The sequence below is a fragment of the Streptomyces sp. NPDC046727 genome (genome assembly GCF_040645635.1).
GTDB lineage: Bacteria > Actinomycetota > Actinomycetes > Streptomycetales > Streptomycetaceae > Streptomyces.
The window spans coordinates 358922-384554 of the sequence record NZ_JBEYYR010000002.1 but is presented as its reverse complement, the minus strand read 5'-3'; the positions used below and the strand labels follow the sequence as shown (position 1 = coordinate 384554).

25 protein-coding genes and 1 pseudogene are annotated in these 25633 nt (G+C 72.6%); 11 read left to right on the top strand and 15 right to left on the bottom strand.

The window, feature by feature from the left end; translation table 11 throughout:
- Nucleotides 1-2: 2 nt before the first annotated feature.
- The 3 genes from ABZ937_RS03845 to ABZ937_RS03835 are packed head-to-tail and all read right to left on the bottom strand — an operon-like array spanning nucleotide 3 to nucleotide 2923.
- Nucleotides 3-920 carry a PfkB family carbohydrate kinase gene (locus ABZ937_RS03845; protein ID WP_361685308.1) on the bottom strand — a complete coding sequence of 306 codons (918 nt, stop codon included), beginning with the start codon at nucleotides 918-920 and terminating at the stop codon, nucleotides 3-5.
- Complete coding sequence (locus ABZ937_RS03840; protein WP_361685306.1) at nucleotides 917-1405, bottom strand: macro domain-containing protein; 489 nt, start codon at nucleotides 1403-1405, stop codon at nucleotides 917-919. Before ABZ937_RS03840 ends, ABZ937_RS03845 begins: the two co-directional genes overlap by 4 nt.
- 42 nt (nucleotides 1406-1447) lie before the next feature.
- Nucleotides 1448-2923, bottom strand: a complete 1476-nt coding sequence (locus tag ABZ937_RS03835; RefSeq protein WP_361685304.1) for an amino acid permease — start codon at nucleotides 2921-2923, stop codon at nucleotides 1448-1450.
- Between the two features lie 235 nt (nucleotides 2924-3158).
- On the opposite strand from ABZ937_RS03835, the gene ABZ937_RS03830 reads away from it, so the two are divergent.
- The gene (locus ABZ937_RS03830) at nucleotides 3159-3896 is read left to right on the top strand and encodes a MerR family transcriptional regulator (RefSeq protein WP_361685302.1); all 738 of its coding nucleotides are present in this window, start codon (nucleotides 3159-3161) and stop codon (nucleotides 3894-3896) included.
- Between the two features lie 6 nt (nucleotides 3897-3902).
- On the opposite strand, the gene ABZ937_RS03825 is transcribed toward ABZ937_RS03830, so the two are convergent.
- From ABZ937_RS03825 to ABZ937_RS03815, 3 genes are read right to left on the bottom strand one after another with little or no spacing between them, the layout of a single operon-like run.
- Nucleotides 3903-6080, bottom strand: a complete 2178-nt coding sequence (locus tag ABZ937_RS03825) for a 3-hydroxyacyl-CoA dehydrogenase NAD-binding domain-containing protein (protein ID WP_361685300.1) — start codon at nucleotides 6078-6080, stop codon at nucleotides 3903-3905.
- A 41-nt stretch (nucleotides 6081-6121) separates the two neighbouring features.
- The gene (locus ABZ937_RS03820) at nucleotides 6122-7336 is read right to left on the bottom strand and encodes an acetyl-CoA C-acetyltransferase (protein ID WP_361685298.1); all 1215 of its coding nucleotides are present in this window, start codon (nucleotides 7334-7336) and stop codon (nucleotides 6122-6124) included.
- A gap of 43 nt (nucleotides 7337-7379) precedes the next feature.
- On the bottom strand, nucleotides 7380-8546 hold the full coding sequence (locus ABZ937_RS03815; RefSeq protein ID WP_361685296.1) for a CaiB/BaiF CoA-transferase family protein: 1167 nt from the start codon (nucleotides 8544-8546) through the stop codon (nucleotides 7380-7382).
- Nucleotides 8547-8846: 300 nt separating this feature from the next.
- Here ABZ937_RS03815 and ABZ937_RS03810 point away from each other — a divergent pair, with 300 nt between their 5' ends.
- The gene (locus ABZ937_RS03810; RefSeq protein WP_361685294.1) at nucleotides 8847-10025 is read left to right on the top strand and encodes a saccharopine dehydrogenase NADP-binding domain-containing protein; all 1179 of its coding nucleotides are present in this window, start codon (nucleotides 8847-8849) and stop codon (nucleotides 10023-10025) included.
- 104 nt (nucleotides 10026-10129) lie between these two features.
- Nucleotides 10130-10318, top strand: coding sequence for a hypothetical protein (locus ABZ937_RS03805; protein WP_361685292.1), 189 nt, complete (start codon nucleotides 10130-10132; stop codon nucleotides 10316-10318).
- Here ABZ937_RS03805 and ABZ937_RS03800 read toward each other — a convergent pair.
- Nucleotides 10282-11025: an endonuclease V gene (locus tag ABZ937_RS03800; protein ID WP_361685290.1), complete on the bottom strand. Its 744-nt coding sequence runs from the start codon at nucleotides 11023-11025 to the stop codon at nucleotides 10282-10284. The two genes, ABZ937_RS03805 and ABZ937_RS03800, sit on opposite strands and share 37 nt — an antisense overlap.
- A 60-nt stretch (nucleotides 11026-11085) precedes the next feature.
- Between ABZ937_RS03800 and ABZ937_RS03795 the strand changes: the two genes are divergently transcribed.
- Nucleotides 11086-11382 carry a YciI family protein gene (locus ABZ937_RS03795; RefSeq protein ID WP_361685288.1) on the top strand — a complete coding sequence of 99 codons (297 nt, stop codon included), beginning with the start codon at nucleotides 11086-11088 and terminating at the stop codon, nucleotides 11380-11382.
- Between the two features lie 84 nt (nucleotides 11383-11466).
- Here the strand turns inward: ABZ937_RS03795 and ABZ937_RS03790 are convergent, their stop codons facing one another.
- Complete coding sequence (locus tag ABZ937_RS03790) at nucleotides 11467-11805, bottom strand: plasmid stabilization protein (protein ID WP_361685286.1); 339 nt, start codon at nucleotides 11803-11805, stop codon at nucleotides 11467-11469.
- Between the two features lie 55 nt (nucleotides 11806-11860).
- Nucleotides 11861-12919, bottom strand: coding sequence for an oxidoreductase (locus ABZ937_RS03785; protein WP_361685431.1), 1059 nt, complete (start codon nucleotides 12917-12919; stop codon nucleotides 11861-11863).
- A 280-nt stretch (nucleotides 12920-13199) separates the two neighbouring features.
- Here ABZ937_RS03785 and ABZ937_RS03780 point away from each other — a divergent pair, with 280 nt between their 5' ends.
- The 4 genes from ABZ937_RS03780 (at nucleotide 13200) to ABZ937_RS03765 (ending at nucleotide 17675) form a co-directional block, all read left to right on the top strand.
- Entirely contained in the window at nucleotides 13200-13616 is a 417-nt protein-coding gene (locus tag ABZ937_RS03780; protein WP_361685284.1) for an SsgA family sporulation/cell division regulator, read from the top strand.
- 307 nt (nucleotides 13617-13923) lie between these two features.
- Entirely contained in the window at nucleotides 13924-15549 is a 1626-nt protein-coding gene (locus tag ABZ937_RS03775) for an ATP-binding cassette domain-containing protein (RefSeq protein WP_361685282.1), read from the top strand.
- 143 nt (nucleotides 15550-15692) lie between these two features.
- Nucleotides 15693-16469 (top strand): dimethylargininase, encoded by a 777-nt coding sequence (gene ddaH, locus ABZ937_RS03770; RefSeq protein ID WP_361685280.1) that lies wholly within the window; start codon nucleotides 15693-15695, stop codon nucleotides 16467-16469.
- Nucleotides 16470-16700: 231 nt separating this feature from the next.
- Nucleotides 16701-17675: an acyl-ACP desaturase gene (locus tag ABZ937_RS03765; protein ID WP_361685278.1), complete on the top strand. Its 975-nt coding sequence runs from the start codon at nucleotides 16701-16703 to the stop codon at nucleotides 17673-17675.
- Between the two features lie 55 nt (nucleotides 17676-17730).
- Here the strand turns inward: ABZ937_RS03765 and ABZ937_RS03760 are convergent, their stop codons facing one another.
- On the bottom strand, nucleotides 17731-17976 hold the full coding sequence (locus ABZ937_RS03760) for a WhiB family transcriptional regulator (protein WP_361685276.1): 246 nt from the start codon (nucleotides 17974-17976) through the stop codon (nucleotides 17731-17733).
- Between the two features lie 271 nt (nucleotides 17977-18247).
- Between ABZ937_RS03760 and ABZ937_RS03755 the strand changes: the two genes are divergently transcribed.
- Nucleotides 18248-19039 (top strand): VOC family protein, encoded by a 792-nt coding sequence (locus tag ABZ937_RS03755; RefSeq protein WP_361685274.1) that lies wholly within the window; start codon nucleotides 18248-18250, stop codon nucleotides 19037-19039.
- A 21-nt stretch (nucleotides 19040-19060) separates the two neighbouring features.
- Here the strand turns inward: ABZ937_RS03755 and ABZ937_RS03750 are convergent, their stop codons facing one another.
- The 4 genes and pseudogenes from ABZ937_RS03750 to ligD all read right to left on the bottom strand — a co-directional run bounded on the left by ABZ937_RS03750 (nucleotide 19061) and on the right by ligD (nucleotide 22048).
- A complete protein-coding gene (locus ABZ937_RS03750; RefSeq protein WP_361685272.1) occupies nucleotides 19061-20164 on the bottom strand; it encodes a LacI family DNA-binding transcriptional regulator in 1104 nt (367 codons plus the stop codon).
- 86 nt (nucleotides 20165-20250) lie between these two features.
- Nucleotides 20251-20403, bottom strand: coding sequence for a hypothetical protein (locus tag ABZ937_RS03745; protein WP_361685429.1), 153 nt, complete (start codon nucleotides 20401-20403; stop codon nucleotides 20251-20253).
- A gap of 106 nt (nucleotides 20404-20509) precedes the next feature.
- Nucleotides 20510-20809: pseudogene (locus ABZ937_RS03740) on the bottom strand (ornithine cyclodeaminase family protein); the annotation flags it as partial.
- A 219-nt stretch (nucleotides 20810-21028) separates the two neighbouring features.
- The gene (gene ligD / locus ABZ937_RS03735; RefSeq protein ID WP_361685270.1) at nucleotides 21029-22048 is read right to left on the bottom strand and encodes a non-homologous end-joining DNA ligase; all 1020 of its coding nucleotides are present in this window, start codon (nucleotides 22046-22048) and stop codon (nucleotides 21029-21031) included.
- Nucleotides 22049-22121: 73 nt separating this feature from the next.
- Between ligD and ABZ937_RS03730 the strand changes: the two genes are divergently transcribed.
- On the top strand, nucleotides 22122-23198 hold the full coding sequence (locus ABZ937_RS03730; RefSeq protein WP_361685268.1) for an ATP-dependent DNA ligase: 1077 nt from the start codon (nucleotides 22122-22124) through the stop codon (nucleotides 23196-23198).
- Between the two features lie 60 nt (nucleotides 23199-23258).
- Here ABZ937_RS03730 and ABZ937_RS03725 read toward each other — a convergent pair whose 3' ends face one another.
- The gene (locus ABZ937_RS03725; RefSeq protein ID WP_361685266.1) at nucleotides 23259-24449 is read right to left on the bottom strand and encodes a zinc-dependent alcohol dehydrogenase; all 1191 of its coding nucleotides are present in this window, start codon (nucleotides 24447-24449) and stop codon (nucleotides 23259-23261) included.
- Nucleotides 24450-24653: 204 nt separating this feature from the next.
- Here ABZ937_RS03725 and ABZ937_RS03720 point away from each other — a divergent pair, with 204 nt between their 5' ends.
- Nucleotides 24654-25628, top strand: a complete 975-nt coding sequence (locus ABZ937_RS03720; RefSeq protein ID WP_361685264.1) for a DUF3048 domain-containing protein — start codon at nucleotides 24654-24656, stop codon at nucleotides 25626-25628.
- Nucleotides 25629-25633 lie beyond the last annotated feature (5 nt).

Below are 25633 nucleotides of genomic sequence, written 5' to 3'. Positions count from 1 at the left end.
CCTCACGGGTCCGGCGTGGCCGCCTGTTCGAGGAGGTCCTCCCGGCCTATCGCGTCCGCGCGGGAGGCCGGGACGGTGCAGGCGTACGCGCCGGCCAGCGCTCCGTACCGGGCGCACCGGGCGGGCGGCTCGCCGGCCAGGCGGCCGTAGAGGAACGCGGCGGCGAAGGCGTCGCCCGCGCCGTTGGAGTCCACCACCGGCGCGGGCGGGGCCGCAGCCGGGATCCGGGTCAGCTCGCCGTCGGCCAGCAGATACGCGCCCTCGGCGCCGGCGGTGGCGACGACGGCCTCGGCCCGGCCGCGCTCGGCGATCCGCCGCATGGTCCGCTCGGGGTCGGTGAGGGCGGCGGCCGACAGGAAGACGACGTCGGCCGCGTACGCGAACGGCTCGTGGTACGGGTTCTCGCCGTCCCAGTCGTGCAGGTCCGTGGAGAGCGGCACGCCCGCCTCGCACAGGACCGGCAGGGCGTGGGCGCAGGGCTGGGTGATGGTCACGTGCACATGCCGGCTCGTGGTGGCCAGCTCGCGCAGGGTCGCCTCGGGGAAGCGGTCGTCGGGGCGGGCGCGGCTCGTGTCGTACAGCGACAGGCGGCGGCCGTCCGGGGCGACGAGGTTGACCGCCCGCTTGGTCCCGGCCGGCTGGGGCAGGGCGGTGAGGGCGATGCCGTGCTCGTGGTGCAGGGCGCGGACGAGACGGCCCTCGGGGTCGTCGCCGAGCAGGTCCAGGTGGTGGGTGCGCAGGCCGAGCGCGGCCAGGCCCAGCGCGACGAAGTCGCCGGTCTGCCCCGCGCGGGTGCGGATCCCGGAGTCGATCATGTAGCTGTCGGCGTACGGCAGGGGCAGCTCGGGGACAGGGATGATCGTGTCCACCCCGGCCCCGCCCAGCACCAGCACATCGGTCGCGTCCGCCTGCACGGTCATCCCCCGCCCTCTCCGTGGTCGTACACCGTCACCGCAATGCCCCGCCGCACCAGCCGTTCGGTGATGAGCGGCTCTACGCGGGACCATCTGCCGCCCGCCAGGCCGCAGCCTATGCGGGGCATGTGCACGGACGCGCCGAGTTCGATCACTTCGCCGGAGAGGCGGGCGAGGCCGGTGTCGATCGCCTCGTAGCGCACGGGGACGCCCTTGCTGCCGGTCCTGGTGCCGCGCTGGCCGATCATGTTGGCCACCCACACGTGCGGGCCGACCCGGACCAGCTGGACGGCGCCGAGCCCGAAGTCGTTCTTCGCGCGGTCGCGGTGCCAGGCGCGGTACGCCGCCTCGGGCTCCGGCCAGCGCCGGGAGAGGGCCAGGACGAAGCCCTTGCCCCAGCCGCCGATGTCGTTGCAGACATGGGCGATCACCTTGGCGCCCTTGACCGACGGCACGGTGGCGTCACCCCGGACATATGTGATCTCCGACATGACGCCACCGTAGGCGATGCCACTGACAGTGGCGCTGAGCTGCTACTTCGCGGACTCCGACATCTCCGTCAGCTCCTGCTCGGCGTTCTTGGACACCCGGCGGCGGACGCCGAACCAGCCGGCGACCAGCATGAGGGCGATCACCGGGATGAGGAGCAGGGTCTTGCGGCCGACCTCGGCGTCGTTCCACATCATGCCGAGGCAGACCAGCAGGAAGACGATCGTGGCGATCTCGGTGACCGGGCTGAACTTCAGCTGGAAGTGCGGCCGGGCCACCAGGCCCGCGCGGGCGCGGCGGACGAAGAGCATGTGGCACAGCATGATGATCACCCAGGTGCTGATGATGCCGAGGGAGGCGATGTTCAGCACGATCTCGAAGGCCTGGCTGGGCATCAGGTAGTTCAGGCCGACGCCGAGGACGCAGACCGCGCAGGTCAGCAGGATGCCGCCGTAGGGCACCTGGCTGCGGTTCATGCGGGCGGTGAACTTCGGCGCGGAGCCGGCCATGGCCATCGAGCGCAGGATGCGGCCGGTGGAGTACAGGCCGGAGTTGAGCGAGGACATGGCGGCGGTCAGCACGACCAGGTTCATCACGTCACCGGCCGCCGGCACGCCGATCTTCGACAGGACCGTGACGAACGGGCTCTGGTCGGCGGAGTACACCGAGCCGGGCAGCAGCAGGGCGAGCAGCACGACGGAGCCGACGTAGAACAGGCCGACACGCCACATGATCGAGTTCACCGCGCGCGGGACGACCTTCTGCGGCTCGGCGGTCTCGCCAGCGGCCACGCCGACCAGCTCCAGGGCGGCGTAGGCGAAGATCACGCCCTGCATGACGAGGACGACCGGCATCAGGCCGTGCGGGAAGACGCCACCGTGGTCGGTGACGACGCTCAGGCCGGGGGTGTGGCCGCCGACCTTGTGCTGGGTGGCGAGCAGGAAGATGCCGATCAGCATGAAGCCGACGATGGTGGCGACCTTGATGATCGCGAACCAGAACTCCATCTCGCCGAAGATCTTCACCGAGATCAGGTTCACGGCGAGGACGACCGCGAGGGCGATCAGCGCCAGCACCCACTGGGGGATGGAGGTGAACATGCTCCAGTAGTGCGTGTAGAGCGCGATCGCGGTGATGTCGGCGATGCCGGTGGTCGACCAGTTCAGGAAGTACATCCAGCCGGCGACGTAGGCGCCCTTCTCACCGAGGAACTCGCGCGCGTACGACACGAAGGAACCCGACGACGGGCGGTACAGGACCAGCTCGCCGAGGGCCCGGACGACGAAGAAGGCGAAGACGCCGCAGACCAGGTAGGCCAGGGCGAGCGCCGGTCCCGCGTTGTGGAGACGTCCGCCGGCGCCCAGGAGGAGTCCGGTGCCGATGGCTCCGCCGATGGCGATCATGTTGACGTGGCGGGCCTTGAGGTCCTTGCTGTAACCGGCGTCGCCCGCGTCCGCGGGCGTCTGCGCCGTCTGGGGAGGTGCTGCGGCCTGTGCCGCCTGTACGGCGTCCTTGCTCACGGGTGGTACCACTTCCTGGTGCGCCCGGGCCTCGTGGGCCCAGGTGTCCGTACGTTCTCGGCCCGCACCACCCTTATGTGTCGCGGCACAGACCGAGACAGCACCTTCCCAGATGGATCGTGGGATACGCGGTGGCCCACATCACAGAGCGTTGCTTCTCACACGGTCCATACAGGGTCCACGTGATGTTCATCCCGGCTTTCACACCATTGGTGAGACAGCAATACTGCTGCACATGACGACCGATGCCGAGGAGCCGATCCTCACCGTCGACGAGCTGGCCGCCCGGGCCGGCGTCACGGTCCGCACCGTCCGCTTCTACGGCAGCAAGGGGCTTCTCCCGCCGCCGGTGATCGGTCCGCGCCGGGTGGGCCGCTACGGGGCCGGGCACGTGGCGCGGCTGGCTCTGATCGAGGAGTTGCAGCAGCAGGGCATGACGCTCGCGGCGATCGAGCGGTACCTGGGGCAGCTGCCGCCGGATCTCACCCCGCACGACCTGGCGATCCACCGCGCGGTGGTCGCGTCGTGGGCGCCGGACCTGAGGGAGACGGTGTCCAGGCAGGAGCTGGAGCGGCGGGCGGGACGGCCGCTGGCCGCCGAGGACATCGAGCGGCTGACGGCGATGGGCGTCGCTCTCCCGGAGGAGGGGGACACGTTCTGCGTCGACTCCGGACTGCTCCGGCTCGGTGTCCGGCTGCTCGACGTACCGCTGTCGCAGGACGCGATCCTCGCGGCGCGCAAGGTGCTCATGGAGCACTCGCGTGCCGCGGCCCACGAGCTGGCCGAGCTCTTCCGCGGCGAGGTGGCGGAGCGTGACGCCCGGGATGTGAAGTCCCTGTCGGCGCACATGCACCCCTTGGTGGTGCAGGCGCTGCTCACCACGTTCCAGCGGTCGCTGAAGGAGGAGCTGCGTCAGTGGCTGGACGGCACGGCGGCCCCGGAAGCGGAGTCCCGGGGCACGCCGTCCGTGTGAGGTGCCTCAGCGGGCGTCGGTGAAGACCTCACCCCGCTCGGCCTTCGCCACGAGCAGCGCGGGCGGGGTGAACCGCTCGCCGTACCGCTCGGCCAGCTCACGCGCGCGGGCTACGAATCCGGGCAGGCCGCCTTCGTAGCCGTTGATGTACTGGAGCACGCCGCCGGTCCAGCCCGGGAAGCCGATCCCGAAGATGGACCCGATGTTGGCGTCGGCGACCGAGGTCAGCACGCCCTCTTCGAGGAGCCGTACGGTGTCGAGCGCCTCGGAGAAGAGCATCCGCTCCTGCATGTCCCGGAACGGGATGTCCTGTCCGGACCCGCCGAAGTGCTCACGCAGGCCCGGCCAGAGCCCGGCGCGCCTGCCGTCCTCGGAGTAGTCGTAGAAGCCGGCGCCGCCGCTGCGGCCGGGGCGGCCGAACTCGTCGACCATGCGGTCGATGACCGCCTCGGCCGGGTGCGGAGTCCAGGTGCCGCCGGCCTCCTCCACGGCCCGCTTCGTCTCGTTCCGGATCTTGCGCGGGAGGGTGAGGGTCAGCTCGTCCATGAGGGACAGCACCTTGGCCGGGTAGCCGGCCTGGGCGGCGGCCTGCTCCACCGAGGCCGGCTCGACGCCCTCGCCGACCATGGCGACGCCCTCGTTGATGAAGTGGCCGATCACCCGGGAGGTGAAGAAGCCGCGCGAGTCGTTGACGACGATCGGCGTCTTGTTGATCTGCCGGACCAGGTCGAAGGCGCGCGCGAGGGCCTCGTCGCCGGTGCGCTCGCCCTTGATGATCTCGACCAGGGGCATCTTGTCGACCGGCGAGAAGAAGTGCAGGCCGATGAAGTCGGTCTGGCGCTCCACGCCCTCGGCGAGCGTGGTGATCGGCAGGGTGGAGGTGTTGGAGCACAGCAGGGCGTCGGGGGCGACGACCGACTCGATCTCCTGGAACACCTTGTGCTTGAGGGCGGTGTCCTCGAACACGGCCTCGATGACCGCGTCACAGCCCGCGAGGTCGGCCGCCTCGGCGGTGGGGGTGATCCGGGCGAGCAGGGCGTCGGCCTTCTCCTGGCTGGTGCGGCCCCTGGCGACGGCCTTGGCGCACAGCTTCTCCGAGTAGCCCTTGCCCTTGGCGGCCGCCTCCGGGGAGACGTCCTTCAGGACGACGTCGATGCCCGCGCGGGCGCACGAGTAGGCGATGCCGGCGCCCATCATGCCGGCGCCGAGGACGGCGACCTTGCGGACCTGGCGGGGCTCGATGCCCTGGGGGCGGTTGGCGCCCGAGTTGACCGCCTGGAGGTCGAAGAAGAACGCCTGGATCATGTTCTTCGAGGTCTGCCCGGCGGCCAGCTCCACGAAGTAGCGGGCCTCGATGACCTGCGCGGTCTCGAAGTCGACCTGGGAGCCCTCGACGGCGGCGGCGAGGATGTTGCGCGGCGCCGGGTAGGGGGCACCGCCCGTCTGCTTGCGCAGGTTCGCCGGGAAGGCGGGCAGGTTGGCGGCGAACTTCGGGTTGGCCGGGGTGCCGCCGGGGATCCGGTAGCCCGGCTTGTCCCAGGGCTGCTGCGACTCGGGGTTGGCGTCGATGAAGGCCCGGGCCTTGGCGAGCAGTTCCTCGGGGGTGGCGGCGACCTCGTGGACGAGGCCGTTCTCCTGGGCGCGGCGCGCGTTGTACTGCTGGCCCTGGAGGAGCACCTTCAGCAGGGCGTCCGCGATGCCGAGCAGCCGCACGGTGCGGACGACTCCGCCGCCGCCGGGGAGCAGGCCGAGGGTGACCTCGGGGCAGCCGATCTTCGTGCCGGAGGTGTCGAGGGCGACCCGGTGGTGGCAGGCGAGGGCCAGCTCGAAGCCGCCGCCGAGTGCCGCGCCGTTGATCGCCGCGACGACCGGCTTGCCGAGGGTCTCGATGCGGCGCAGGTTGCGCTTGATGGCGAGTCCGCCGTCGAACAGCTCCTGTGCGGTCTCGGGCGTGACCCGGATGAGGTCGCGCAGGTCCCCGCCCGCGAAGAAGGTCTTCTTGGCCGAGGTGAAGATGATGCCGCGGATCGAGTCCTGCTCGGCTTCGAGCCGGTCGGTGATCGCGGCGAGGGAGTCGCGGAACGCCTGGTTCATGGTGTTCGCGGACTGGCTCGGGTCGTCGAGGACGAGAGTGACGACACCGGTGTCGTCCTGCTCCCAGCGGATGGTGGTGCTCTCGGTCATGACAGTCGTCTCCGTTGAAGTCTCGTGATTCCGCGGGGAGTTCAGATGCGCTCGACGATGGTGGCGATGCCCATGCCGCCGCCGACGCACAGCGTGGCGAGGCCGTACCGCTTGTCCTGGCGCTCCAGTTCGTCGATGAGCGAGCCGAGGATCATGGCGCCGGTGGCGCCGAGCGGGTGGCCGAGGGCGATGGCGCCGCCGTTGACGTTGATCTTTTCCAGGGGCAGGCCCATCTCCGTCGCGAAGCGCAGCACGACCGCGGCGAACGCCTCGTTGATCTCGACCAGGTCGATGTCGTCGATGGCGAGGCCGGCCTTCGCCAGGGCCTTGCGGGTGGCGGGGGCGGGGCCGGTGAGCATGATGGTCGGCTCGGAGCCGGAGACGGCGGCGGAGACGATCCGCGCGCGCGGGGTGAGGCCGTAGCGCTCGCCGACCTCCCGGGAGCCGATGGCGACGAGGGAGGCGCCGTCCACGATGCCGGAGGAGTTGCCCGCGTGGTGGACGTGGTCGATCTTCTCGACCCAGTGGTACTTCTGCAGCGCGACCGCGTCGAAGCCGCCCAGGTCGCCGATGTCCGCGAACGACGGCTTCAGCTTGGCGAGGGAGTCGGCGGTGGTGCCGGGGCGCATGTGCTCGTCCCGGTCGAGGACGACCAGGCCGTTGCGGTCCTTGACGGGGACGACCGAGCGGTCGAAGCGGCCTTCCTTCCAGGCGGTGGCGGCGCGCTCCTGGGACAGGGCCGCGTACTCGTCGACGTCCCGGCGGGAGAAGCCGCCGATGGTGGCGATCAGGTCGGCGCCGATGCCCTGCGGCACGAAGTTGACGGCGAGGTTGGTCATCGGGTCGTTGAACCAGGCGCCGCCGTCCGAGGCCATCGGGACCCGGGACATGGACTCGACGCCGCCCGCGAGGACCAGGTCCTCCCAGCCCGCACGGACCTTGGCGGCGGCCAGGTTGACGGCCTCCAGACCGGAGGCACAGAAGCGGTTCTCCTGCACGCCCGCGACCGTGTCCGGCAGCCCGGCGGCGATGGCGGCGATCCGGGCGATGTCCGAACCCTGGTCGCCCACGGGGCCGACGACACCGAGCACGATGTCGTCGATCGCGGCCGGGTCCAGGCCGGGGAAGCGGTCGCGGATCTCGTGGATGAGACCGACGACCAGGTCGATGGGCTTCGTGCCGTGCAGGGCGCCGTTCGCCTTGCCGCGGCCGCGCGGGGTGCGGATCGCGTCGTACACGTACGCTTCGGTGCTCACTGGTGTGCCTTTCGGGAGGGTGGGCCGAGCGGGGTGGGCGGGGTCAGCCGCCGTCGGTGACCAGGTCGTCGCGGTCGTCGGTCCGGCGTGCCGGTATGCCCCAGTCCCGGGCGACCGCCTCCGTGTCCGCGCCGGGCAGGGCGGGGCCGGTGCGGACGGCGGTGGGGGTCGCGGAGAACCGGGGGGCGGGGGCGGGCTGGGTGATGCCGCCGTGGTCGGTGAAGGTGCCCCGGGCGGCGAGGTGCGGGTGGTCCGGGGCCTCGCGCAGGCTCAGTACGGGCGCCACGCAGGCGTCGGAGTCCTCGAAGACGGCGGTCCACTCGGCCCGGGTGCGGGACTTGAAGGCGGCGGCGATCCGCTCGCGCAGCTCGCCCCAGCGGGTCCAGTCCTTGCGGGCGGATGCCAGGTCGTCCAGGCCGAGCAGGTGCAGGAACTCCGCGTAGAACTTGCCTTCCAGGGCGCCGACCGCCATGTAGCGGCCGTCGGCGGTCTCGTAGGTGCCGTAGTAGGGGCAGCCGCCGTCCAGGAGGTTGGCGGCACGGTGGTCCTGCCAGCCGCCGGCGGCGAGCATGCCGTGGATCATCGTGGACAGGTGGGCCGTGCCGTCCACGATGGCCGCGTCGACCACCTGACCGGTGCCGGTCGCGCGCGCGTGGTGCAGGGCGGCGAGGACGCCGACGACCAGGTAGAGGGAGCCGCCCGCGTAGTCCCCGAGGAGGTTGGCGGGCACGGCCGGGGGCTCGTCGGGGCGGCCGATCATGCCGAGCGTGCCGGTGAGCGCGATGTAGGAGACGTCGTGGCCGGCGCGGTGGGCGAGCGGCCCGTCCTGGCCCCAGCCGGTCATGCGGCCGTAGACCAGGCGGGGGTTGCGGGCGTGGCAGTCCTCGGGGCCGATGCCGAGCCGCTCGGCGACGCCCGGGCGGTAGCCCTCGATGAGGATGTCGGCCCGCTCGGCGAGGTCCAGGACGCGCGCGGGGCCGTCCGGCGCCTTCAGGTCGACCACGACCGAGCGCTTGTTGCGGTTGGTGACGTCGTAGGCCGGGTCGACGGCGAGATCCGTGCCGCCCGGCCGGTCCACCCGGACCACGTCGGCACCGAGGTCGGCGAGCAGCATCGCGGCGAACGGGCCCGGCCCGATGCCGGCCAGCTCGACCACGCGCACGCCGGACAGCGGGCCGGTACCCGGCGTCGGCGTCTCTGCCGTTGTCATGCGTCCAGCCCCCAACCATGTGTGACACAACTGATGTAACACCGGTGATGCTAAGAACGCGTTCCACCGGACACAAGACCTCAACGAGCAAGCGCTTAGCCAAGTGCCCGATGCCCCGATCATCACCCGTCCGGGTGACCGAGGCCCGCGGATCCGCGAACGCGGGCGGCTATCTCCCGCTTCTTCAGGGCATTCCTGGCCACCGCCACCTCTTCCTCCGGGCTGGTCGTCGGGCTGGGCTCTCCTCACGCTAGCCTCGGCCACCCACGGCGGCGCGGGCTGCACGAAGCGAGGGGTGTCATGAGCAGGATGAGCAGGACGGACCGTCCCTACGACCTCGTGCTCTTCGGAGCCACGGGCTTCGTCGGCGCACTCACGGCCCACTACCTCGCCGCGCACGCGCCGCGCGACCTCCGCTGGGCGGTCGCCGGCCGCGACGAACGGCGGCTGGAGGAGCTGCGCGAGGAGCTGCCCGGCGGCGCCGACGTCGGTGTCCTGCGAGCCGACGCGGGCGAACCGGCCACCCTGCGCGCCCTCGCCGAGCACGCGCGCGTGGTCGCCACGACCGTGGGGCCGTACGTGCTGCACGGCGAGGAACTCGTCGCCGCCTGCGCCGACACCGGTGCCGACTACCTGGACCTCACCGGCGAGCCGGAGTTCGTGGACCTGATGTACGTCCGGCACGACGCACGCGCGCGTGAGACGGGCGCGCGTCTGGTGCACGCCTGCGGTTTCGACTCCGTGCCGCACGACCTGGGCGCGTACTTCACGGTCCGGCAGCTGCCCGAGGGCGTGCCGCTGACCGTGGACGGCTATGTGACCGCCGACGCGGCCTTCTCCGGCGGGACCCTGGCCTCGGCGCTGAACCAGCTGGCCCGCGGGCGGCGGATGCTGGCCGCCTCGCGCGAGCGGGCCCGGCACGAGCCGCGGCTGCCGGGCCGCCGAGTGACGGCGCCGACGGGCACGCCGAGGTTCGCCGCGGAGGTCGGCGCGTGGGCGGTGCCGCTGCCCACCATCGACCCGCAGATCGTGCGCCGTTCGGCGCGGGCGCTGGAGCGGTACGGCCCGGAGTTCCGCTACCGGCACTACGCCGCCGTGAAGCACCTTCCGGTGGCCCTCGGCGGGGTCGCCGCCGTCGGCGCGGTGGCCGCCGCGGCCCAGCTGCCGCCCGCGCGGCGCTGGCTGTCGGACCGGCTCAGGCCGGGCGACGGACCGAGCGCGGAGAAGCGGGCGAAGAGCTGGTTCACGGTGCGGTTCGTCGGCGAGGGCGGCGGGCGGCGCGTGTACACCGAGGTCACGGGCGGCGACCCCGGATACGACGAGACGGCGAAGATGTTCGCCGAGGCGGCGCTGTGCCTGGCCTTCGACGACCTCCCGCCGACGGCCGGTCAGGTGACCACGGCCCAGGCGATGGGCGACGCCCTGACCGAGCGGCTGCGCGCCGCCGGCATCACCTTCCGGGTGGCGGCGGAGCGCTAGCCGAGGGCCGCCGGCTTATGGGCGTCCAAGGGGTGACCGAGGCGGAAGAGGCCGCTGAGACAATGGCGGCCCATACCGGAGCGGCCCAAGGAGGCGGAGCGGACGTGAAGTTCGTGCTCGAAGTGACCATGGACGACGGCGCGGTGGCCAAGGACCGAGTGGCCGAGCTGGAGCGCATCCTGCGGTACTGGGGTGGCAACCTGCGCCATCACGCCCTCGAAGCCGGCGACGGTTCGGCCGTCTACGACTCGGCGTATCAGGAGGTCGGCGCCTGGCGCGTCGTCGAGTCCTGAACCCCGCCGCAGGCCAGGCCCTGTGCCGCCTCCCGCAGCGCCCGCCGGCACAGGGCGTCCGCCCGGCGCGTGGTCTCCGGCAGCCGGAACCGCGGAGTCAGCGCCAGGGTGTGCGCCAGGGCGTTGCCGAGGCTCACCCGGTGGCCGGCCGAGACGAACACCGGCTTCACGCCGTCCCGGGTGCGCAGGGCGCGCCCGACCTGCTCGGTCCCGGCGAGCAGCGGCGCGGAACTGCCCCGCGCCGGCTCCGGGTCGTCGTACGTGAACGTGAACGGGTTCTTGGCGACACCGATGGTCGGCAGGTCCGTGAGCACGCCCAGGTGGCTCGCCAGGCCGAAGCGGCGCGGGTGGGCCAGGCCGTAGCCGTCGCACACGACCAGGCCCGGCGGGCACGGCAGCCGGTCCAGGGCGGCGCGGACGGTGGGGATCTCCCGGAAGGCGAGGAGCCCCGGCACGTACGGGAAGGAGACCCGGCCGACGGCCGTCGCCTCGGCCACGACGTCCAGGGTGGCGGCGTCCAGCACGACGGCCGCGGCGGCGACCAGGTCCAGCTCGTCGTCGTAGGCGACGTCGACGCCCGTGACACGGCCCGTCCCCGGCGGCGGTCCCGGCTCGTCGACGACCACGCGTCCGCGCAGCTCGTCCTGTACGGCGCGGGCCTCTTCCTCGGTCGCGGGCCAGCCCGCGGGTACGCCAACGATCGTCATGACGGGCGACTGTACGGGTCCGCCGCGCACCGCCGGACCGGTGGGGGTAGGCTCGCGATCATGTTCGTGCTGGAGTTGACCTACACCGCGCCGCTCGACGCCGTGGACGCCGTCCTGCCGGACCATGTGGCCTGGCTGGAGGAGCAGTACGAGAAGGGCGTCTTCCTGGCCTCCGGACGCAAGAACCCCCGCGACGGCGGGGTGATCATGGCCGTCGCGGAGGACCGCGCCTTCATCGAGCGTCTCGTCGCGAGCGACCCGTTCGCCGTCGCCGGCGTGTGCGCCTACCGCGTCACGGAGTTCATCGCCACGAAGACGGCCCCCGAACTGGCCCGCCACCGGCAGACCCTCGACTGAGCCCCCGGGCGCCCGGCCGAGGGCCGGCGGTCGGGAGCGCACCGGGGATGCCGGCGGGCCGATCGGGAGCCGTCCTCGAACCGATCAACCCTTCTTCGCGTTCAGCGCGCGCTGCAGCTGGTCCTTGTTCATGTTCGAACGGCCTTCGATGCCACGCTGCTTGGCCTCGTTGTACAGCTGATCGCGGGTCGGACCCTGCGAGCCGACCCGGTTGCCGGACCGCTGACCGCCGCGCTTGCTGGACGACATGTCCTGGGTCGAGCTGCGGCTGGCGGTCTTGGACTCGCCGGAGCGGGCGCGTTCCTTGTTCACTGTCCGCGCGGCGATCTCCTTGGCGCGCCCGGTGCTCTCGCCCCGGTCCTGCGCGCTCTTCTTGATGTGCTCGTACTGACGCTCGCGCTTGGCACTGGAACCGGCTGGCATGATCGCTCCCTTCCTCTGCGGCAGCGTACGAGTACCCGCATTCCGGGCGCTCACCTCACCGTTCGAGCCGCGCCACCCGCCCCTGTTCGCCGGCCGCCCAGCAGCTCAGGTCGGGGGTGCAGGCCACTGTGTCGTACGAGCCGGTGTCGATCGTCCGCCAGCTGTCGCCACCGTCGGTGGTCAGGTCGGTGCCGGTGGGGCCGACGGCCAGCGCGGCGGTGCGGCTGTGCGGGAGCCAGGCGGCACCGGAGCGGTAGGCGGGCGGCGGAGCGGCGGCGGGCCGCCAGGTACGGCCGCCGTCGGCGGTGACCGCGGCGGACCGGGGCGAGGACCGGTCGGGGCGGTAGTCGCCGCCGACCGCTATGCCGTGGGTGCGGTCGCGGAAGGCGAGGGCGAAGACGCCCTTCGCCGGATCGCCCGCGGGGACCGGCGTGTCGGCGGCCGTCCACGTCAGCCCGCGGTCGGCGGAGTGCAGTACGCGCGCGTGGGCGCCGCCGCCGGTGGCCAGCCAGACGTCCTGGGGACCGGAGGTGATGAGGCACTGGCCGCTCGCGGCGAAGCCCGCCTCGCCGTCCAGTGCGGGCGGCATGCCGTCCGAGGGCAGCACGCGCCAGGTGCGTCCGCCGTCCGCGGTGGACAGGAGGCGGAACTTTCCCTCCACGGGGTCGCTCAGGGCGAGGCCGTGGCGGTGGTCGAAGAAGGCGAGGCAGTCGTAGAAGGCCTTCGGGTCGGTGTTGCGGAAGGACTCGGTCCAGGTCGTGCCGCCGTCGCCCGTGCGGTAGACGCGGGACGACTCGCCCTCACCGATGGCCAAGGCCACCGCGCGTCGCGCGTCGAACGCCGTCACGTCCCGGAACTGCAGGTCGGCCGCCCCCGGCGGAGAGACGTTCCGCCAGTGCGCGCCGCCGTCCGTGGTGCGCAGCACCGTGCCGCCGGTGCCGGCCAGCCAGGCGGTGCGCCGGTCGACGGCCGCGAGGCCCCGGAACCGGATCTGCGGGGTGCCGGGGTCCTTCGCCGCCCAGTGCACGCTCCCCCGGCCCGTGTTCGCCTGCCCCGACGGCAGGGCCTCGGCCGTCGGAACCGTCAGAGCGGCCAGCGCCGCCGCGCACGCCACCCCCGCCGCCACCAGCCGGCCGGCCCGTCCCCTGCGTCGCGTGCTCCCCAAGCGCCTCATGGCGGGCGAAGCTAGCCCCACTCCCCCGGCCCCGTCCAGAGGGCCGCCCCCGGCCCGGCTGTGCGGGACAGGCGGGATCGAGCGCACGTTCCCCGTGCATGAACACGGTGACCGAGGTCACTCGTCGGCCGTGTGCACGCATCGGCCGTTTCCGTCGTCTCTTCCAGTGCCGGGTGCCGCACACCCGGGCGTAGTCCAGCCGTCACGAGGGAGCAAGGCGTTGTCCACCGTCATCGAGCAGCCCGTAGAGGCCCGCCTCGTCGCCGCCGCACCGCGCATGCCGAGCATTCCCGCCACGCTGTGCTACGACCGGCGCGACCCGTTCGCGGTCCGCATGACGTTCCCGGCCCCGGCCACCCTGGAGGGCGTCGAGGTCTGTTGGACCTTCTCCCGTGAGCTGCTCGCGGCCGGGCTCCAGCGCCCCGAGGGCCAGGGCGACGTCCGCGTGCGGCCGTACGGGTACGACCGCACGGTGCTGGAGTTCCACGCCCCGGAGGGCACCGCGATCGTGCATGTGCGCTCGGGCGAGATCCGGCGGTTCCTGGAGGCGGCCGACGCCCTGGTGCCCGTCGGCCTGGAGCACCTCCAGCTCGACCTGGACCACGACCTGGCGGAGCTGATGCGGGACGCCTGCTGAGCGCCACGCGCGCGTGAGGAGCGCGGCCCCGCCCGAGGAGCGCGGTTAATTGCGTTGACACCCCTCCCGGCCCCTCCTACGGTGTACAGCGGTTCTGTTGCCGTCGATTGGAGAAGGACGTTGCTCGTCTGAGGTCCTGAGACATCGCGTCGCACCGGTGAGGTGTGCGCGGCGTACGACCTCGGCGTCCGAGCCGTCCTCCGGCACAGGCCTTTTCGCATGGCCTCTTCGTGCCAGGCCCTTCGGTTTCCGCCTCGCGGTGTCTCGATACGCGTTCACCCGACCGCATCCCCCTCGCGAGGCGCCCATGTCTGCATCCCTCACCTCTACGTCCCTGTCCTTCACCTGGCCCGACGGCACCGCCGTCTTCGACGGCCTGGACATCGCCTTCGGCCCCGGCAGGACCGGGCTCGTCGGCGTCAACGGATCGGGCAAGTCAACCCTGCTCAAGCTGCTGGCCGGCGAACTCCTCCCGGCCGACGGCACCGTCAAGGCGGCCGGCGAGATCGGCTACCTCCCGCAGAACGTCACGCTCGACACCTCGCTCCGCGTCGACCAGGCCCTCGGCATCGCCGACCGGCGGGCCGCCCTGCACGCCATCGAGGCGGGCGACGTCGCCGAGGAGCACTTCGAGACCCTCGGCGACGACTGGGACGTCGAGGAGCGCGCCCTGGTCACCCTCGGCGAACTCGGCCTCGGCCACATCGGCCTGGACCGGACCGTCGGCGAGGTGTCCGGCGGCGAGTCGGTGCTGCTGCGGCTCGCTGCGCTGCTGCTGCGCCGCCCCGACATCCTGCTGCTCGACGAACCCACCAACAATCTCGACCTGTACGCGCGCCGGCGGCTGTACCAGGCCGTCGCCTCCTGGCCGGGCGTGCTGGTCGTGGTCAGCCACGACCGGGAACTGCTCGACCTGGTCGACCAGATCGCGGAGCTGCGCTCCGGGGAGGTCGCCTGGTACGGCGGCAACTTCTCGGCCTACGAGGAGGCCCTGGCCGTCGAGCAGGAGGCGGCCGAGCGCATGGTGCGCGTCGCCGAGGCCGATGTGCGCAAGCAGAAGCGGGAACTGGCGGACGCCCAGGTCAAGCTGGCCCGCCGCAAGCGGTACGGGCAGAAGATGTACGAACAGAAACGCGAGCCGAAGATCGTCATGGGCGCCCGCAAGCGTGCCGCCCAGGAGTCCGCGGGCAAGCACCGCATCATGCACGAGGAGCGGCTCGCCGAGGCCCGGGAGCGGCTGGACGAGGCGGCGGAGGCCGTACGGGACGAGGACGAGATCCGCGTCGAACTGCCGTACACGGCCGTACCGCCCGGTCGGCAGGTGCTCACCCTGGAGAACCTCGTCATGGCCCACCACGCGCGCGTGAAGGGCATCCTCGATCTGCGCGGGCCGGAGCGGATCGCGCTCGTCGGCCGCAACGGCTCGGGCAAGACGACGCTGCTGCGGACCGTCGCCGGGGAGCTGGCACCGGTGGGCGGGGCGGCGACGGCGCACGTCCCGCTGCGGTTCCTGCCTCAGCGGCTGGACGTGCTGGACGACGGTCTGTCGGTCGCCGAGAACGTGGCCCGGTTCGCGCCGGGCGCCACCAACAACCGGATCCGGGCCCGGCTCGCCCGCTTCCTGTTCCGGGGCGCGCGGGCCGACCAGAAGGCGGCCACCCTGTCGGGCGGTGAGCGGTTCCGGGCGGCCCTGGCGGCGCTGATGCTGGCCGAGCCCGCGCCCCAGCTGCTGCTGCTCGACGAGCCGACCAACAACCTCGACATGGCCAGCGTCCGGCAGCTGACCACGGCCCTGGAGTCGTACGAGGGCGCGCTGATCGTCGCCAGCCACGACCTGCCGTTCCTTCAGTCGATCGGGATCACGCGGTGGCTGCTGATGGAGGGAGGGGAGCTGACGGAGACGACACCGGAGGCGCTCGGGGATCCGGTCTGACCGGCCCGGCGGGGTCCCAGGAGAGGCACAGCCCGACGACGAGGGTTTTACCCTGGCCGGAGCGCGCTGCATGATGACGGACCGGCGCCTTGTGACCGGCGCCGGCAGCCGCACCATCGCACCACCGATTCGAAAGGTCCCTCGTGCCCAGCAAGAAGGCCCTCGTCCGCCGCCCCAGCCCACGCCTCGCCGACGGCCTGGTGACGCACATCGAGCGGGAGAAGGTCGATGTCGGGCTGGCCGGCGAGCAGTGGGAGGCCTACGTGGCGGCCCTGCGTACGCACGGCTGGGAGACGATCGAGGTCGAACCGGCCGACGACTGCCCGGACTCGGTGTTCGTCGAGGACACCGTCGTCATGTACAAGAACGTGGCGTTGATCACCCGGCCCGGCGCGGACTCCCGGCGCGAGGAGACCGCCGGCGTCGAGGAGGCGGTGGCCCGCCTCGGCTGCTCGGTGAACTGGATCTGGGAGCCGGGCACGCTGGACGGCGGTGACGTCCTGAAGGTCGGCGACACCGTCTACGTCGGCCGCGGCGGGCGGACCAACGCGGCCGGCGTGCAGCAGGTGCGGGCGGCCTTCGAGCCGCTGGGCGCCCGGGTGGTCGCCGTGCCCGTGAGCAGGGTGCTGCACCTGAAGTCGGCGGTGACCGCGCTGCCCGACGGCACGGTGATCGGGCACATCCCGAAGATCGACCGGCCGTCGCTGTTCCCGGGCTTCCTGTCGGTGCCGGAGGAGTCCGGCGCGCACGTGGTGCTGCTCGGCGGCAGCAAGCTGCTGATGGCGGCGAGCGCCCCGAAGACCGCGGAGCTGCTGACCGATCTCGGCCATGACGTGGTGACGGTCGACATCAGCGAGTTCGAGAAGCTGGAGGGGTGTGTGACCTGCCTCTCGGTGCGCCTGCGGGAGCTGTACGCCTGATCGGGTGATCCCGTTATTCCGAACAGCCCCGGGACCTGCGGGTCCCGGGGCTGTTCGGCATGCCCATGAAACGCCCGTACGGGTGGGCTGATCAGCGCTCTTTATGGCCGCCTTAACCTACGGCTTCGTAACCTACGGATTCGTAGCCTACGATCTCGTAGGCTCCCCGGCACCGCTCGCCGGACCCTCCCCTTTCCTCCCCCCTTTGTTCGGCGTCCCTCTGGAGTTCCTGTGACGATCACTTCCCCTCACCTCGGCAGCCCGTCCGCCTGGACCGACGCGCGGCTGCTGTACGCGCTCGAGGAAGTGGTCGAGACCGAACTGAACCGGCATCTCAAGATCGCCAAGGACTGGATGCCGCACGAGTACGTGCCGTGGAGCGACGGCCGCAACTTCCCGGGCCTGTTCGAGGACGGGGAGGCCTGGGACAAGGACCAGTCCCAGGTGACCGAGATCGGCCGTATCGCCCTCGTCGTCAACCTGCTGACCGAGGACAACCTGCCGAGCTACCACCACGAGATCGCCACGCTCTTCGGCCGCGACGGCGCCTGGGGCACCTGGGTGCACCGCTGGACGGCCGAGGAGGGACGGCACGGCATCGTGATGCGTGACTACCTGCTGGCCTCGCGCGCGGTGGACCCGGACAAGCTGGAACGTTTCCGTATGGCACACATGAGCGAAGGCTTCGAGTCCGACAACGGGCACTCGATGCTGCACTCGGTCGCCTACGTCGCCTTCCAGGAGCTGGCCACGCGGATCTCGCACCGCAACACCGGCCACCAGTCCGGGGACCCGGTCTGCGACCGCATGCTGGCCCGCATCGCGACCGACGAGAACCTGCACATGGTCTTCTACCGCAACCTGCTCAAGGCCGCCTTCGAGATCGCGCCCGACCTGACCATGCAGGCGGTCCGCGACGTCGTGGTGAACTTCCGCATGCCCGGTCACAGCATCCCCGGCTTCGAGCGGGCCGCCGCGCAGATGGCGATCGGCGAGGTCTACAACCTGCGCATCCACCACGACGACGTGCTCCAGCCGGTGCTGCGCTTCCTGAAGGTCATGGAGATCGACGGCCTCGGCCCCGAGGGCCGCCAGGCGCAGGAGGAACTCGGCCTGTTCATGGGCGGGCTCGACGCGGAGGCCACGAAGTTCGACGAGAAGCTGGCCGCGCGCAAGGCCCGCATGGCGGCACGCGCCGGCGGCTGACACCCCGCGCGCGCGGGCCGGGCGGCCGGTCCTCCGGCGGAACCCGCGGACCGCGTCAGTGGGCGGTGCGGCGGAGGGCCAGGCGCTCCTTCTCCGACAGGCCGCCCCAGACGCCGAACCGTTCGTCGTTGGCCAGCGCGTACTCCAGGCAGGCGGGGCGCAGTTCGCACATGGCGCAGATGCGCTTCGCCTCGCGCACCGAGCTGCCGGGCTCGGGGAAGAAGAAGTCCGGCCCGGTCTGCGCGCACAGGGCCTGGGCCTGCCAGGTCTCGTCGGCCGGGGTGATGGTTTCGAAGTGCATGGCCAGGAGCCTGCCGCACGCCGAAAAACGTTCGATCAACGCCGGATCAACGGCGGGCACGGGGCCTCCCGCAAAACCGATGATGCTCCGCCGGACCCGGCACGCGCACGGCGGCGCGCGGAGCGGTGTGAAAACCGGGAGAACGCCCGCTGTCACGGTGGGTGAGGGCAGCGGCGGCCCGGCGCGTCGCGATGCTCCCTGCGGCGATTGTCAGTGGGCGGTGCCAGACTCGGCAGTGCACAGGACGAGACCCCTTCCGAGGAGGGCCGAGATGCTCACCACCCGGTTCGTCAACGGCGCCCCCAACTGGATCGACGTCGGCAGTCCCGACATCGACGGCGCCACGTCCTTCTACGGCGCCCTCTTCGGCTGGCAGTTCCGGTCGGCGGGGCCGGACGCCGGCGGGTACGGCTTCTTCCAGTTGGACGGGAGGACCGTGGCGGGCGGCATGCAGAGCGATCCCGGGCAGGGCCCGCCGGCCTGGACGGTGTACTTCCGGAGCACGGACGCCCGGGCGACCGCCGAGGCGGCCGAACAGGCCCACGGCCGGGTGCTGCTCCCGCCGATGGACGTGATGGGCCAGGGCCACATGGCGCTCATCGCCGACCAGGCGGGCGTGCCGTTCGGGATCTGGCAGCCCGGACAGACCGAGGGCGTGGACGTGACGGGCGAGCCGGGCGCGCTGTGCTGGGTCGAGCTGTACACGCCGGACATCGCGGCAGCCGCCGCCTTCTACCACAAGGTGCTCGACCTGGAGACCTGCGCGGTGTCGTTCCCCGGCGGGACGTACACCAGCGTCAATCCCGGTGGTGCCGGGGAGGACGCGATGTTCGGCGGGATGGTGCCGATGGCGGACGCGCCCGCCGAGGCGGAGGGCGGTCCGTACTGGCTGCCGTACTTCGAGGTGGCGGACACCGACGCCGTGGTCGAGCAGGCGCAGCGCCTGGGCGGGAAGGTGCGGATGCACGCGACGAGCGTGGCGGGCGTCGGCCGCATGGCCAAGCTCGCCGATCCGTACGGGGCCCGCTTCGCGGTGATCAGGAGCGAGCCGCCGCAGGGCTGAGCACCACCGAGTGCCCGGCGGCTATGCGGAGGCGCGGCGTATCAGGGTGGTCGGCAGGATCACGCCCGTCGCCGGGGTGCCCTGGGCGGCGGTCGTCGCGCGCTCCCGGTGCCGGCCGTCGGCCAGGCCCTGCAGCAGCAGGCGGGCCATCAGCCGGCCCATCTCCTCGATGTCCTGACGGACCGTGGTCAGCGGCGGGTCGGTCTGTTCGGTGACCGGCACCATGTCGTCGAAGCCGACGACTGCCACGTCCTCGGGCACGCACCGGCCCCGCTCGCGCAGCACCCGCAGGGCGCCGAGCGCGGTGAGGTCGTTGGCGGCGAAGACGGCGTCGACGTCCGGGCAGCGGTCGAGGAGTTCACGCATGGCGCGTTCGCCGCCGGACGGGGTGAAGTCGCTCTCCACGACCAGCCGGGGATCGCTCGCGCCCAGGGCGTCGGCCATGACCTCCCGGTAGCCGTCGAGCCGGTCCACCGCCGAGGTCTGGTCCAGCGCACCGGTGATGTGCGCGACGCGCCGCCGACCGAGGTCCAGGAGGTGCCGTACGGCCGCGCGCGCCCCGCCCCGGTTGTCGCAGTCGACGTACACCACGCCCTGGTTCTCCCCCGCACGCGCGCGTGCGGAGCCGGTGGCCGGGGTGACCTCGTCCCAGTGGGGGCGGCCGCCGAACACGGTGGGGACGCCGGCGTCACGGATGAGACCGGGCAGCGGGTCGTCCAGGTGCAGGGAGAAGACGAGCGCGCCGTCGACATGGCCGCCGGCGAGATACCGGGCCACGCGCGTGTGGTCGGCCCGGCCCTCGGTGAGCAGCAGCACCAGCTGGTTGTCGTGCGCGGTCAGCTCCTTGCTGATGCCGCGCAGCTGGAGGGCGAAGAAGGGGTCGGCGAAGACCCGGGTCTCGGGCTCGGCGATGACGACCGCGACGGCGTCGTGCCGCCGGGTGACGAGGCTGCGCGCCGCCTGGTTGGGGACGTAGCCCAGTTCCTCGACGGCCCGCCGGACCCGCTCGGCCAGCGGCTCACGGACCCCGTCGCCGCCGTTGACCACACGGGACACGGTGGCCCGGGACACGCCGGCCCGCTCGGCCACGGCCTCCAGCGTGGGACGCGACACTGCCTCGGTCACTTCGGACTCCTCCTCCGCGGCTGGCGATCAGGATAGCCGCGGGGCGCCCGTCGGGCCGGTGCCGGTGCGGACCGGACCCGACCGGCTCAGCCCAGCAGGTCGACCGCCGTCCCCACGCCCCGGCGCTCCGCCTCCCGGAAGGCGTACCAGGCGACGGCGAGATCCTGCCAGGGCAGTCCGACGGGGGCGTACACCGTGCGCTGCCGGGCCGAGGTCCGGCCGGGTCGCGTGCCGCGCAGGGCGTCGGTGAGGGTGGGCGTCGGCGGCCGTCCGGGCCAGGTCGGGGGCTGACAACGCGCCCATCACCGCCGCCAGTTCCAGGTCGTCGACGACGAGGAGCGCCGCGTCCAGCAGGTCGGCGGCGAGTTCCCGCTTGCCGGGCTCGTCGGTGCCGAGACTGGTGAAGTACTGTCCGGCCCGGGTGTCCGCGAGGGTGAGCAGCGGTGCGCGGGACCAGGTGGCGAGCAGCACGACGTCGGCCGCCGCGGCCACCGCCCGGGCCGAGTCGAGTGCCCGGCCGCCGTGCCGGGCGGCGAACGCGGCGGCCCGCCCGGCGTCCGTGTCGTGGACGACGAGGTCCCGTGGCCGGCGCCCGCTCGCCAGGCCGCGCAGCGTCAACTCGGCCTGCGCGCCGGCGCCGACCACGGCGAGGACCCGGTGGTCGGCGGCGGCCCCGGCCCTGCCCCTGGTCCGCGGGGAACTGGCCTCGCCCCGGCGCCACCGGAACGCCGACGCCCGGCCCGGCGTCCGCTATGACGTCTCCTCCGACGTCACCCTCCTGACCGACTGCCGACGCGTCCTGGAGGGTTTCGGCGAGCGGCCGGAAGAGCACCGAATAACCGGCTGACCGGACCCCCGCCCCCGTCAGGACGACGGCTCCCGCCGGGCCCGGCTGGGTTGGACGCGCTTCGGTTCGCCGGGCATCTTCGGGTACTCCGGCGGGTACGGGAGGTCGCCCAGGCCGTGGTCGTGCTCGTCGCGGCGGGCCAGTTCCAGCAGGGCGTCCAGGGAGTAGGCGTGGTCGTCCATGTCGGCGTGCACGTCACCGAGTTCGGCGAACCGGGCCGGCATGGTGGCGAGGTCGAAGTCGCGGGGGTGGACGACACCGACCTCGTCCCAGCGCAGCGGTGCCGAGACGGGGGCGTGCGGGCGGGGGCGTACGGAGTAGGCGGAGGCGATGGTGCGGTCGCGGGCGGTCTGGTTGTAGTCCAGGAAGATGCGTTCGCCGCGCTCCTCCTTCCACCACTTGATGGTCACCTGCTCGGGCATCCGGCGTTCCATCTCCCGGCCGACCGCGATCGCCGCGCGGCGCACCTGGGTGAAGGTCCAGCGCGGTTCGATGGGGACGAAGACGTGCAGACCCCGGCCGCCCGAGGTCTTCGGCCAGCCGCGCAGTCCGCCGAACTCGTCCAGGACGGCGCGCAGTTCACCGGCGGCGCGGGCCGCGTCGGCGTAGTCGGTGCCGGGCTGCGGATCGAGGTCGATGCGGAGTTCGTCGGGGTGGTCCACGTCGGTGGCGCGGACCGGCCAGGGGTGGAAGGTGAGGGTGCCGTACTGGGCGGCCCACACCACGGCGGCCTCCTCGGTGGGGCACATCTCGTCGGCGCTGCGCCCGCTGGGGAAGGTGATGTGGGCGGTCGGGATCCAGTCGGGCATGCCCTTCGGGGCCCGCTTCTGGTAGAACCACTCGCCGCCGACGCCGTCCGGGTAGCGCTCCAGGGTGGTGGGGCGGTTCCGCAGGGCGCGCAGGATGCCGGGGGCGACGGAGGCGTAGTACCGGGCGAGGTCCAGCTTGGTGAAACCCCGCTCCGGGAAGAACACCTTGTCCGGGCTGGACAGCCGTACGGTCCGGCCGCCCACCTCCACTTCCACCGCAGCACCCATGCGGCCACCGTAGGCGCACCCCGCACAGCTCGCATACCGGGCAAAGCGGTATGTATGCGAGCAGAATCGAGTCATGGATCTCCCCGTCATGCCGCCCGTGAAGCCGATGCTCGCCAAGTCGGTGGCGAAGATCCCGCCGGGCATGCACTACGAGGCGAAGTGGGACGGCTTCCGGTCGATCGTGTTCCGGGACGGGGCCGAGGTCGAGCTGGGCAGCCGCACCGGAAAGCCGCTGACCAGGTACTTTCCCGAGCTGGTCGAGGCGCTGCAGGAGCGGGTGCCGGAGCGGTGCGTGCTGGACGGGGAGATCGTGATCGCGCGGAACGACCGGCTGGACTTCGACGCGCTGACCGAGCGGATCCACCCGGCGGCCTCCCGGGTGCGGATGCTGGCCGAGAAGACCCCGGCCTCCTTCGTCGCCTTCGACCTGCTGGCCCTGGACGACCACGCACTGCTCGACGTACCGCTGACCGACCGCCGCGCCCTGCTGGACCGGGCCCTCGCCGACGCGACCCCGCCGGTGCATCTGGCGCCCGCGACGACCGACATCGAGGTGGCCCGGCAGTGGTTCGAGGAGTACGAGGGCGCCGGTCTCGACGGGGTCGTCGCCAAACCGCTCAACCTCCCCTACCTGCAGGACGAGCGGGCGATGTTCAAGATCAAGCACGAGCGGACGGCGGACGTCGTCGTCGCCGGGTACCGCTTCCACAAGAGCGGCCCGGTGGTGGGCTCGCTGCTGCTCGGCCTGCACGACGAGCACGGTCGGCTCCAGCATGTGGGCGTGTCGGCGGCCTTCGCCATGAAGAGGCGCGCCGAGCTGGTGGCGGAGCTGGAGCCGCTGCGCATGGACGACGTGTCGGGTCACCCCTGGGCCGCCTGGACGGACGAGACCGCGCACGAGACGGCCCGGCTGCCGGGCGCGCCGAGCCGCTGGTCCGGCAAGAAGGACCTGTCCTGGGTGCCGTTGCGGCCCGAGCGGGTGGCCGAGGTGGCGTACGACCACATGGAGAACGGGCAGCGGTTCCGGCACACGGCCCGCTTCCGCCGCTGGCGCCCGGACCGTACACCGGAGAGCTGCACCTACGCCCAGCTGGAGGAGCCGGTGCGCTACGACCTGGCGGAGATCCTCGGCGAGAAGGACCACGGCTGAGGAGGAGGGTGTCCAGGGGGCCGCGGCCGAGCGACGCGCCGCGCGGGCGCCGCCGTCCGCCTACGGTCGCATGAGGATCTTGACGGCGCCGTCCTGCTTGCGCTGGAACATCTCGTACGCGTGCGGTGCCTCCGCCAGGGGCAGCCGGTGCGTGGCGAAGTCCTCGACGCCCAGGGGGTCCTGGTCGGTCAGGTAGGGCATGATCTCGTCGGTCCAGCGGCGGACGTTGGCCTGGCCCATGCGCAGCTGGATCTGCTTGTCGAAGAGGGTGAGCATCGGCATCGGGTCGGCCATGCCGCCGTAGACGCCGCTGAGCGAGAGGGTGCCGCCGCGGCGGACCAGGTCGATCGCCATGTAGAGGGCGCCCATCCGGTCGATGCTGAAGCGTTCGGCGAGCGGCACGCTGAGCTTGCGGGGCATGAGCGCGGTGGCCGTCTGGGCGAGTTTGGCGGCGTGACTGCCGTGCGCCTCGGTGCCGACGGCGTCGATCACCGCGTCCGGACCCCGGCCGCCGGTCTCGTCCTGGATCGCGTGGACCAGTGCCTTCTCGTCGTCGAAGGCCCTGAGGTCGTACGTCTCGACACCGCGCCGCTCCGCCCGGGCGAGCCGCTCGGGCACCAGGTCGACGCCCAACACCCGTTCCGCGCCACGCGCCCTGGCGATCCGGCAGGCCATGTCGCCGATCGGGCCGAGGCCGAGGACGGCGAGGGTGCCGCCGGGCGGGACGGCGGCGTACTCGACGGCCTGCCAGGCGGTGGGCAGCACATCGGAGAGGTAGACGAACCGGTCGTCCGGCGGGCCCTCGGGCACCTTGATCGGGCCGAACTGCGCCTGGGGGACGCGGAGATACTCGGCCTGGCCGCCCGGTACGGCGCCGTAGAGGCGGGTGTAGCCGAACAGCGCGGCGCCCATGCCCTCGCCGGTGACCTGAGTGGTCTCGCACTGGGTGGGCAGTCCGGTCAGACACATCCAGCAGTTGCCGCAGGCGATCTGGAACGGCACCACGACCCGGTCGCCGGCCGCGAGGTCCGGCACGCCCGGGCCGACCTCCTCGACGATGCCCATGGGTTCGTGACCGAGGATGTCCCCCGGCGTCATGAACGGAGTGAGCACCTCGTACAGGTGCAGGTCGGAGCCGCACAGTCCGGTGGACGTGACACGGATGACGGCGTCCGTGGGTTCCTCGATCCGCGGGTCGGGCACGTCCTCGACGCGGACGTCCCGCTTGCCCTGCCAGGTGACCGCCTTCATGGCTCGCACTCCCTTGGTCCCGGACGGCTGCGCCCGTGCGCGGTGGGGCCCGGGTACCCCGCGCGCCACAGCCGAACCACGGCCCGGACCTGTCCGGAAGCACCCTTCAGCCCGACCGGATGAGACCGGAAGCGACCGGATATGGCCGGAGATGACCCGACGGGCGCACAATCGGACCACACGAACGGGGTGGCCAGGGTGGGCATGAGGCACCGGGCGCGCACACGGCGCGCCGCACCGACAGCGATGCTGCTGGCCGTCGCGCTGACGGCCTCCCTCGCGGCGGGCTGCACCGGCCACGGCCGGGACGGCGACGACCGCGGCCCGGACCACGTCCCGTCGCCGCCGGGCAAGTCGGCCGCGACCGGCTCACCGCTCGCCGTGAAGATCGACAACGTGCGCGCGGCCCGCCCGCAGACCGGGCTCGGCGCTGCGGACGTCGTGTACGTGGAGGAGGTGGAGGGCGGGCTGACCCGGCTGATGGCGGTGTACGCGACACGGCTGCCGGAGACGGTCGGGCCGGTGCGCAGCGCCCGCGAGTCGGACCTGGAGCTGCTGCGCCAGTTCGCTCGGCCGACGCTCGCCTTCTCGGGCGCCCAGCGCGCGCTGCTGCCGCTGATCGACCAGGCGCCGCTGCGCGCACAGTCCCCCGACGCGATCCCCGGCGCCTACGACCGTGACCCCGGCCGGGCCGCCCCGCACAACCTCTATCTGCACCCCGCCGCGCTGCTGCCCGCCGCCCCGGGCGAGGCGGCACTGACCACGGGCTTCCGGTACGGCCCGGCCCCCGACGGTGGCGCACCCGTGTCCGCGCGGACGGTCCGCTACCCGGCCGCCCGTCTCACCTTCACCTGGTCCGCCGAGCGCGGCGGCTGGCTGGTCGCGATGGACGGCGAGCCCACGGTGACCACCGACAGCGGCCGGCCGGCGCCGCCGACGGTCGTCCTGCAGCAGGTGACGGTCCGTGCCTCCGGGTACCACGACGTGCTCGGCAACCGCACGCCGTACACCGAGACGGTCGGATCCGGCCGGGCCGAGGTGCTGCGCGACGGGCGGTCCTACGACGCCTCCTGGTCCCGGCCGGCCGCGACGGACGGTACGGCCTTCACGGCGGCGGACGGCAGCCGGCTGGACTTCGCCGCCGGGCAGGTGTGGGTGGTGTTCGTCCCGGCGCCTTAGGAACG

What these genes read in the sequence shown, in the direction of transcription:
- ABZ937_RS03755 (WP_361685274.1), top strand. Translation starts at nt 18,248, where the DNA reads ATGCTCACCACCCGGTTCGTCAACGGCGCCCCCAACTGGATCGACGTC.
- ABZ937_RS03840 (WP_361685306.1), bottom strand. Translation starts at nt 1,405, where the DNA reads ATGTCGGAGATCACATATGTCCGGGGTGACGCCACCGTGCCGTCGGTC.
- ABZ937_RS03720 (WP_361685264.1), top strand. Translation starts at nt 24,654, where the DNA reads ATGAGGCACCGGGCGCGCACACGGCGCGCCGCACCGACAGCGATGCTG.
- ABZ937_RS03830 (WP_361685302.1), top strand. Translation starts at nt 3,159, where the DNA reads ATGACGACCGATGCCGAGGAGCCGATCCTCACCGTCGACGAGCTGGCC.
- ABZ937_RS03730 (WP_361685268.1), top strand. Translation starts at nt 22,122, where the DNA reads ATGGATCTCCCCGTCATGCCGCCCGTGAAGCCGATGCTCGCCAAGTCG.
- ABZ937_RS03790 (WP_361685286.1), bottom strand. Translation starts at nt 11,805, where the DNA reads ATGCCAGCCGGTTCCAGTGCCAAGCGCGAGCGTCAGTACGAGCACATC.
- ABZ937_RS03815 (WP_361685296.1), bottom strand. Translation starts at nt 8,546, where the DNA reads ATGACAACGGCAGAGACGCCGACGCCGGGTACCGGCCCGCTGTCCGGC.
- ABZ937_RS03810 (WP_361685294.1), top strand. Translation starts at nt 8,847, where the DNA reads ATGAGCAGGATGAGCAGGACGGACCGTCCCTACGACCTCGTGCTCTTC.
- ABZ937_RS03775 (WP_361685282.1), top strand. Translation starts at nt 13,924, where the DNA reads ATGTCTGCATCCCTCACCTCTACGTCCCTGTCCTTCACCTGGCCCGAC.
- ABZ937_RS03800 (WP_361685290.1), bottom strand. Translation starts at nt 11,025, where the DNA reads ATGACGATCGTTGGCGTACCCGCGGGCTGGCCCGCGACCGAGGAAGAG.
- ABZ937_RS03825 (WP_361685300.1), bottom strand. Translation starts at nt 6,080, where the DNA reads ATGACCGAGAGCACCACCATCCGCTGGGAGCAGGACGACACCGGTGTC.
- ABZ937_RS03725 (WP_361685266.1), bottom strand. Translation starts at nt 24,449, where the DNA reads ATGAAGGCGGTCACCTGGCAGGGCAAGCGGGACGTCCGCGTCGAGGAC.
- ABZ937_RS03845 (WP_361685308.1), bottom strand. Translation starts at nt 920, where the DNA reads ATGACCGTGCAGGCGGACGCGACCGATGTGCTGGTGCTGGGCGGGGCC.
- ABZ937_RS03760 (WP_361685276.1), bottom strand. Translation starts at nt 17,976, where the DNA reads ATGCACTTCGAAACCATCACCCCGGCCGACGAGACCTGGCAGGCCCAG.
- ligD (WP_361685270.1), bottom strand. Translation starts at nt 22,048, where the DNA reads ATGGGTGCTGCGGTGGAAGTGGAGGTGGGCGGCCGGACCGTACGGCTG.
- ABZ937_RS03795 (WP_361685288.1), top strand. Translation starts at nt 11,086, where the DNA reads ATGTTCGTGCTGGAGTTGACCTACACCGCGCCGCTCGACGCCGTGGAC.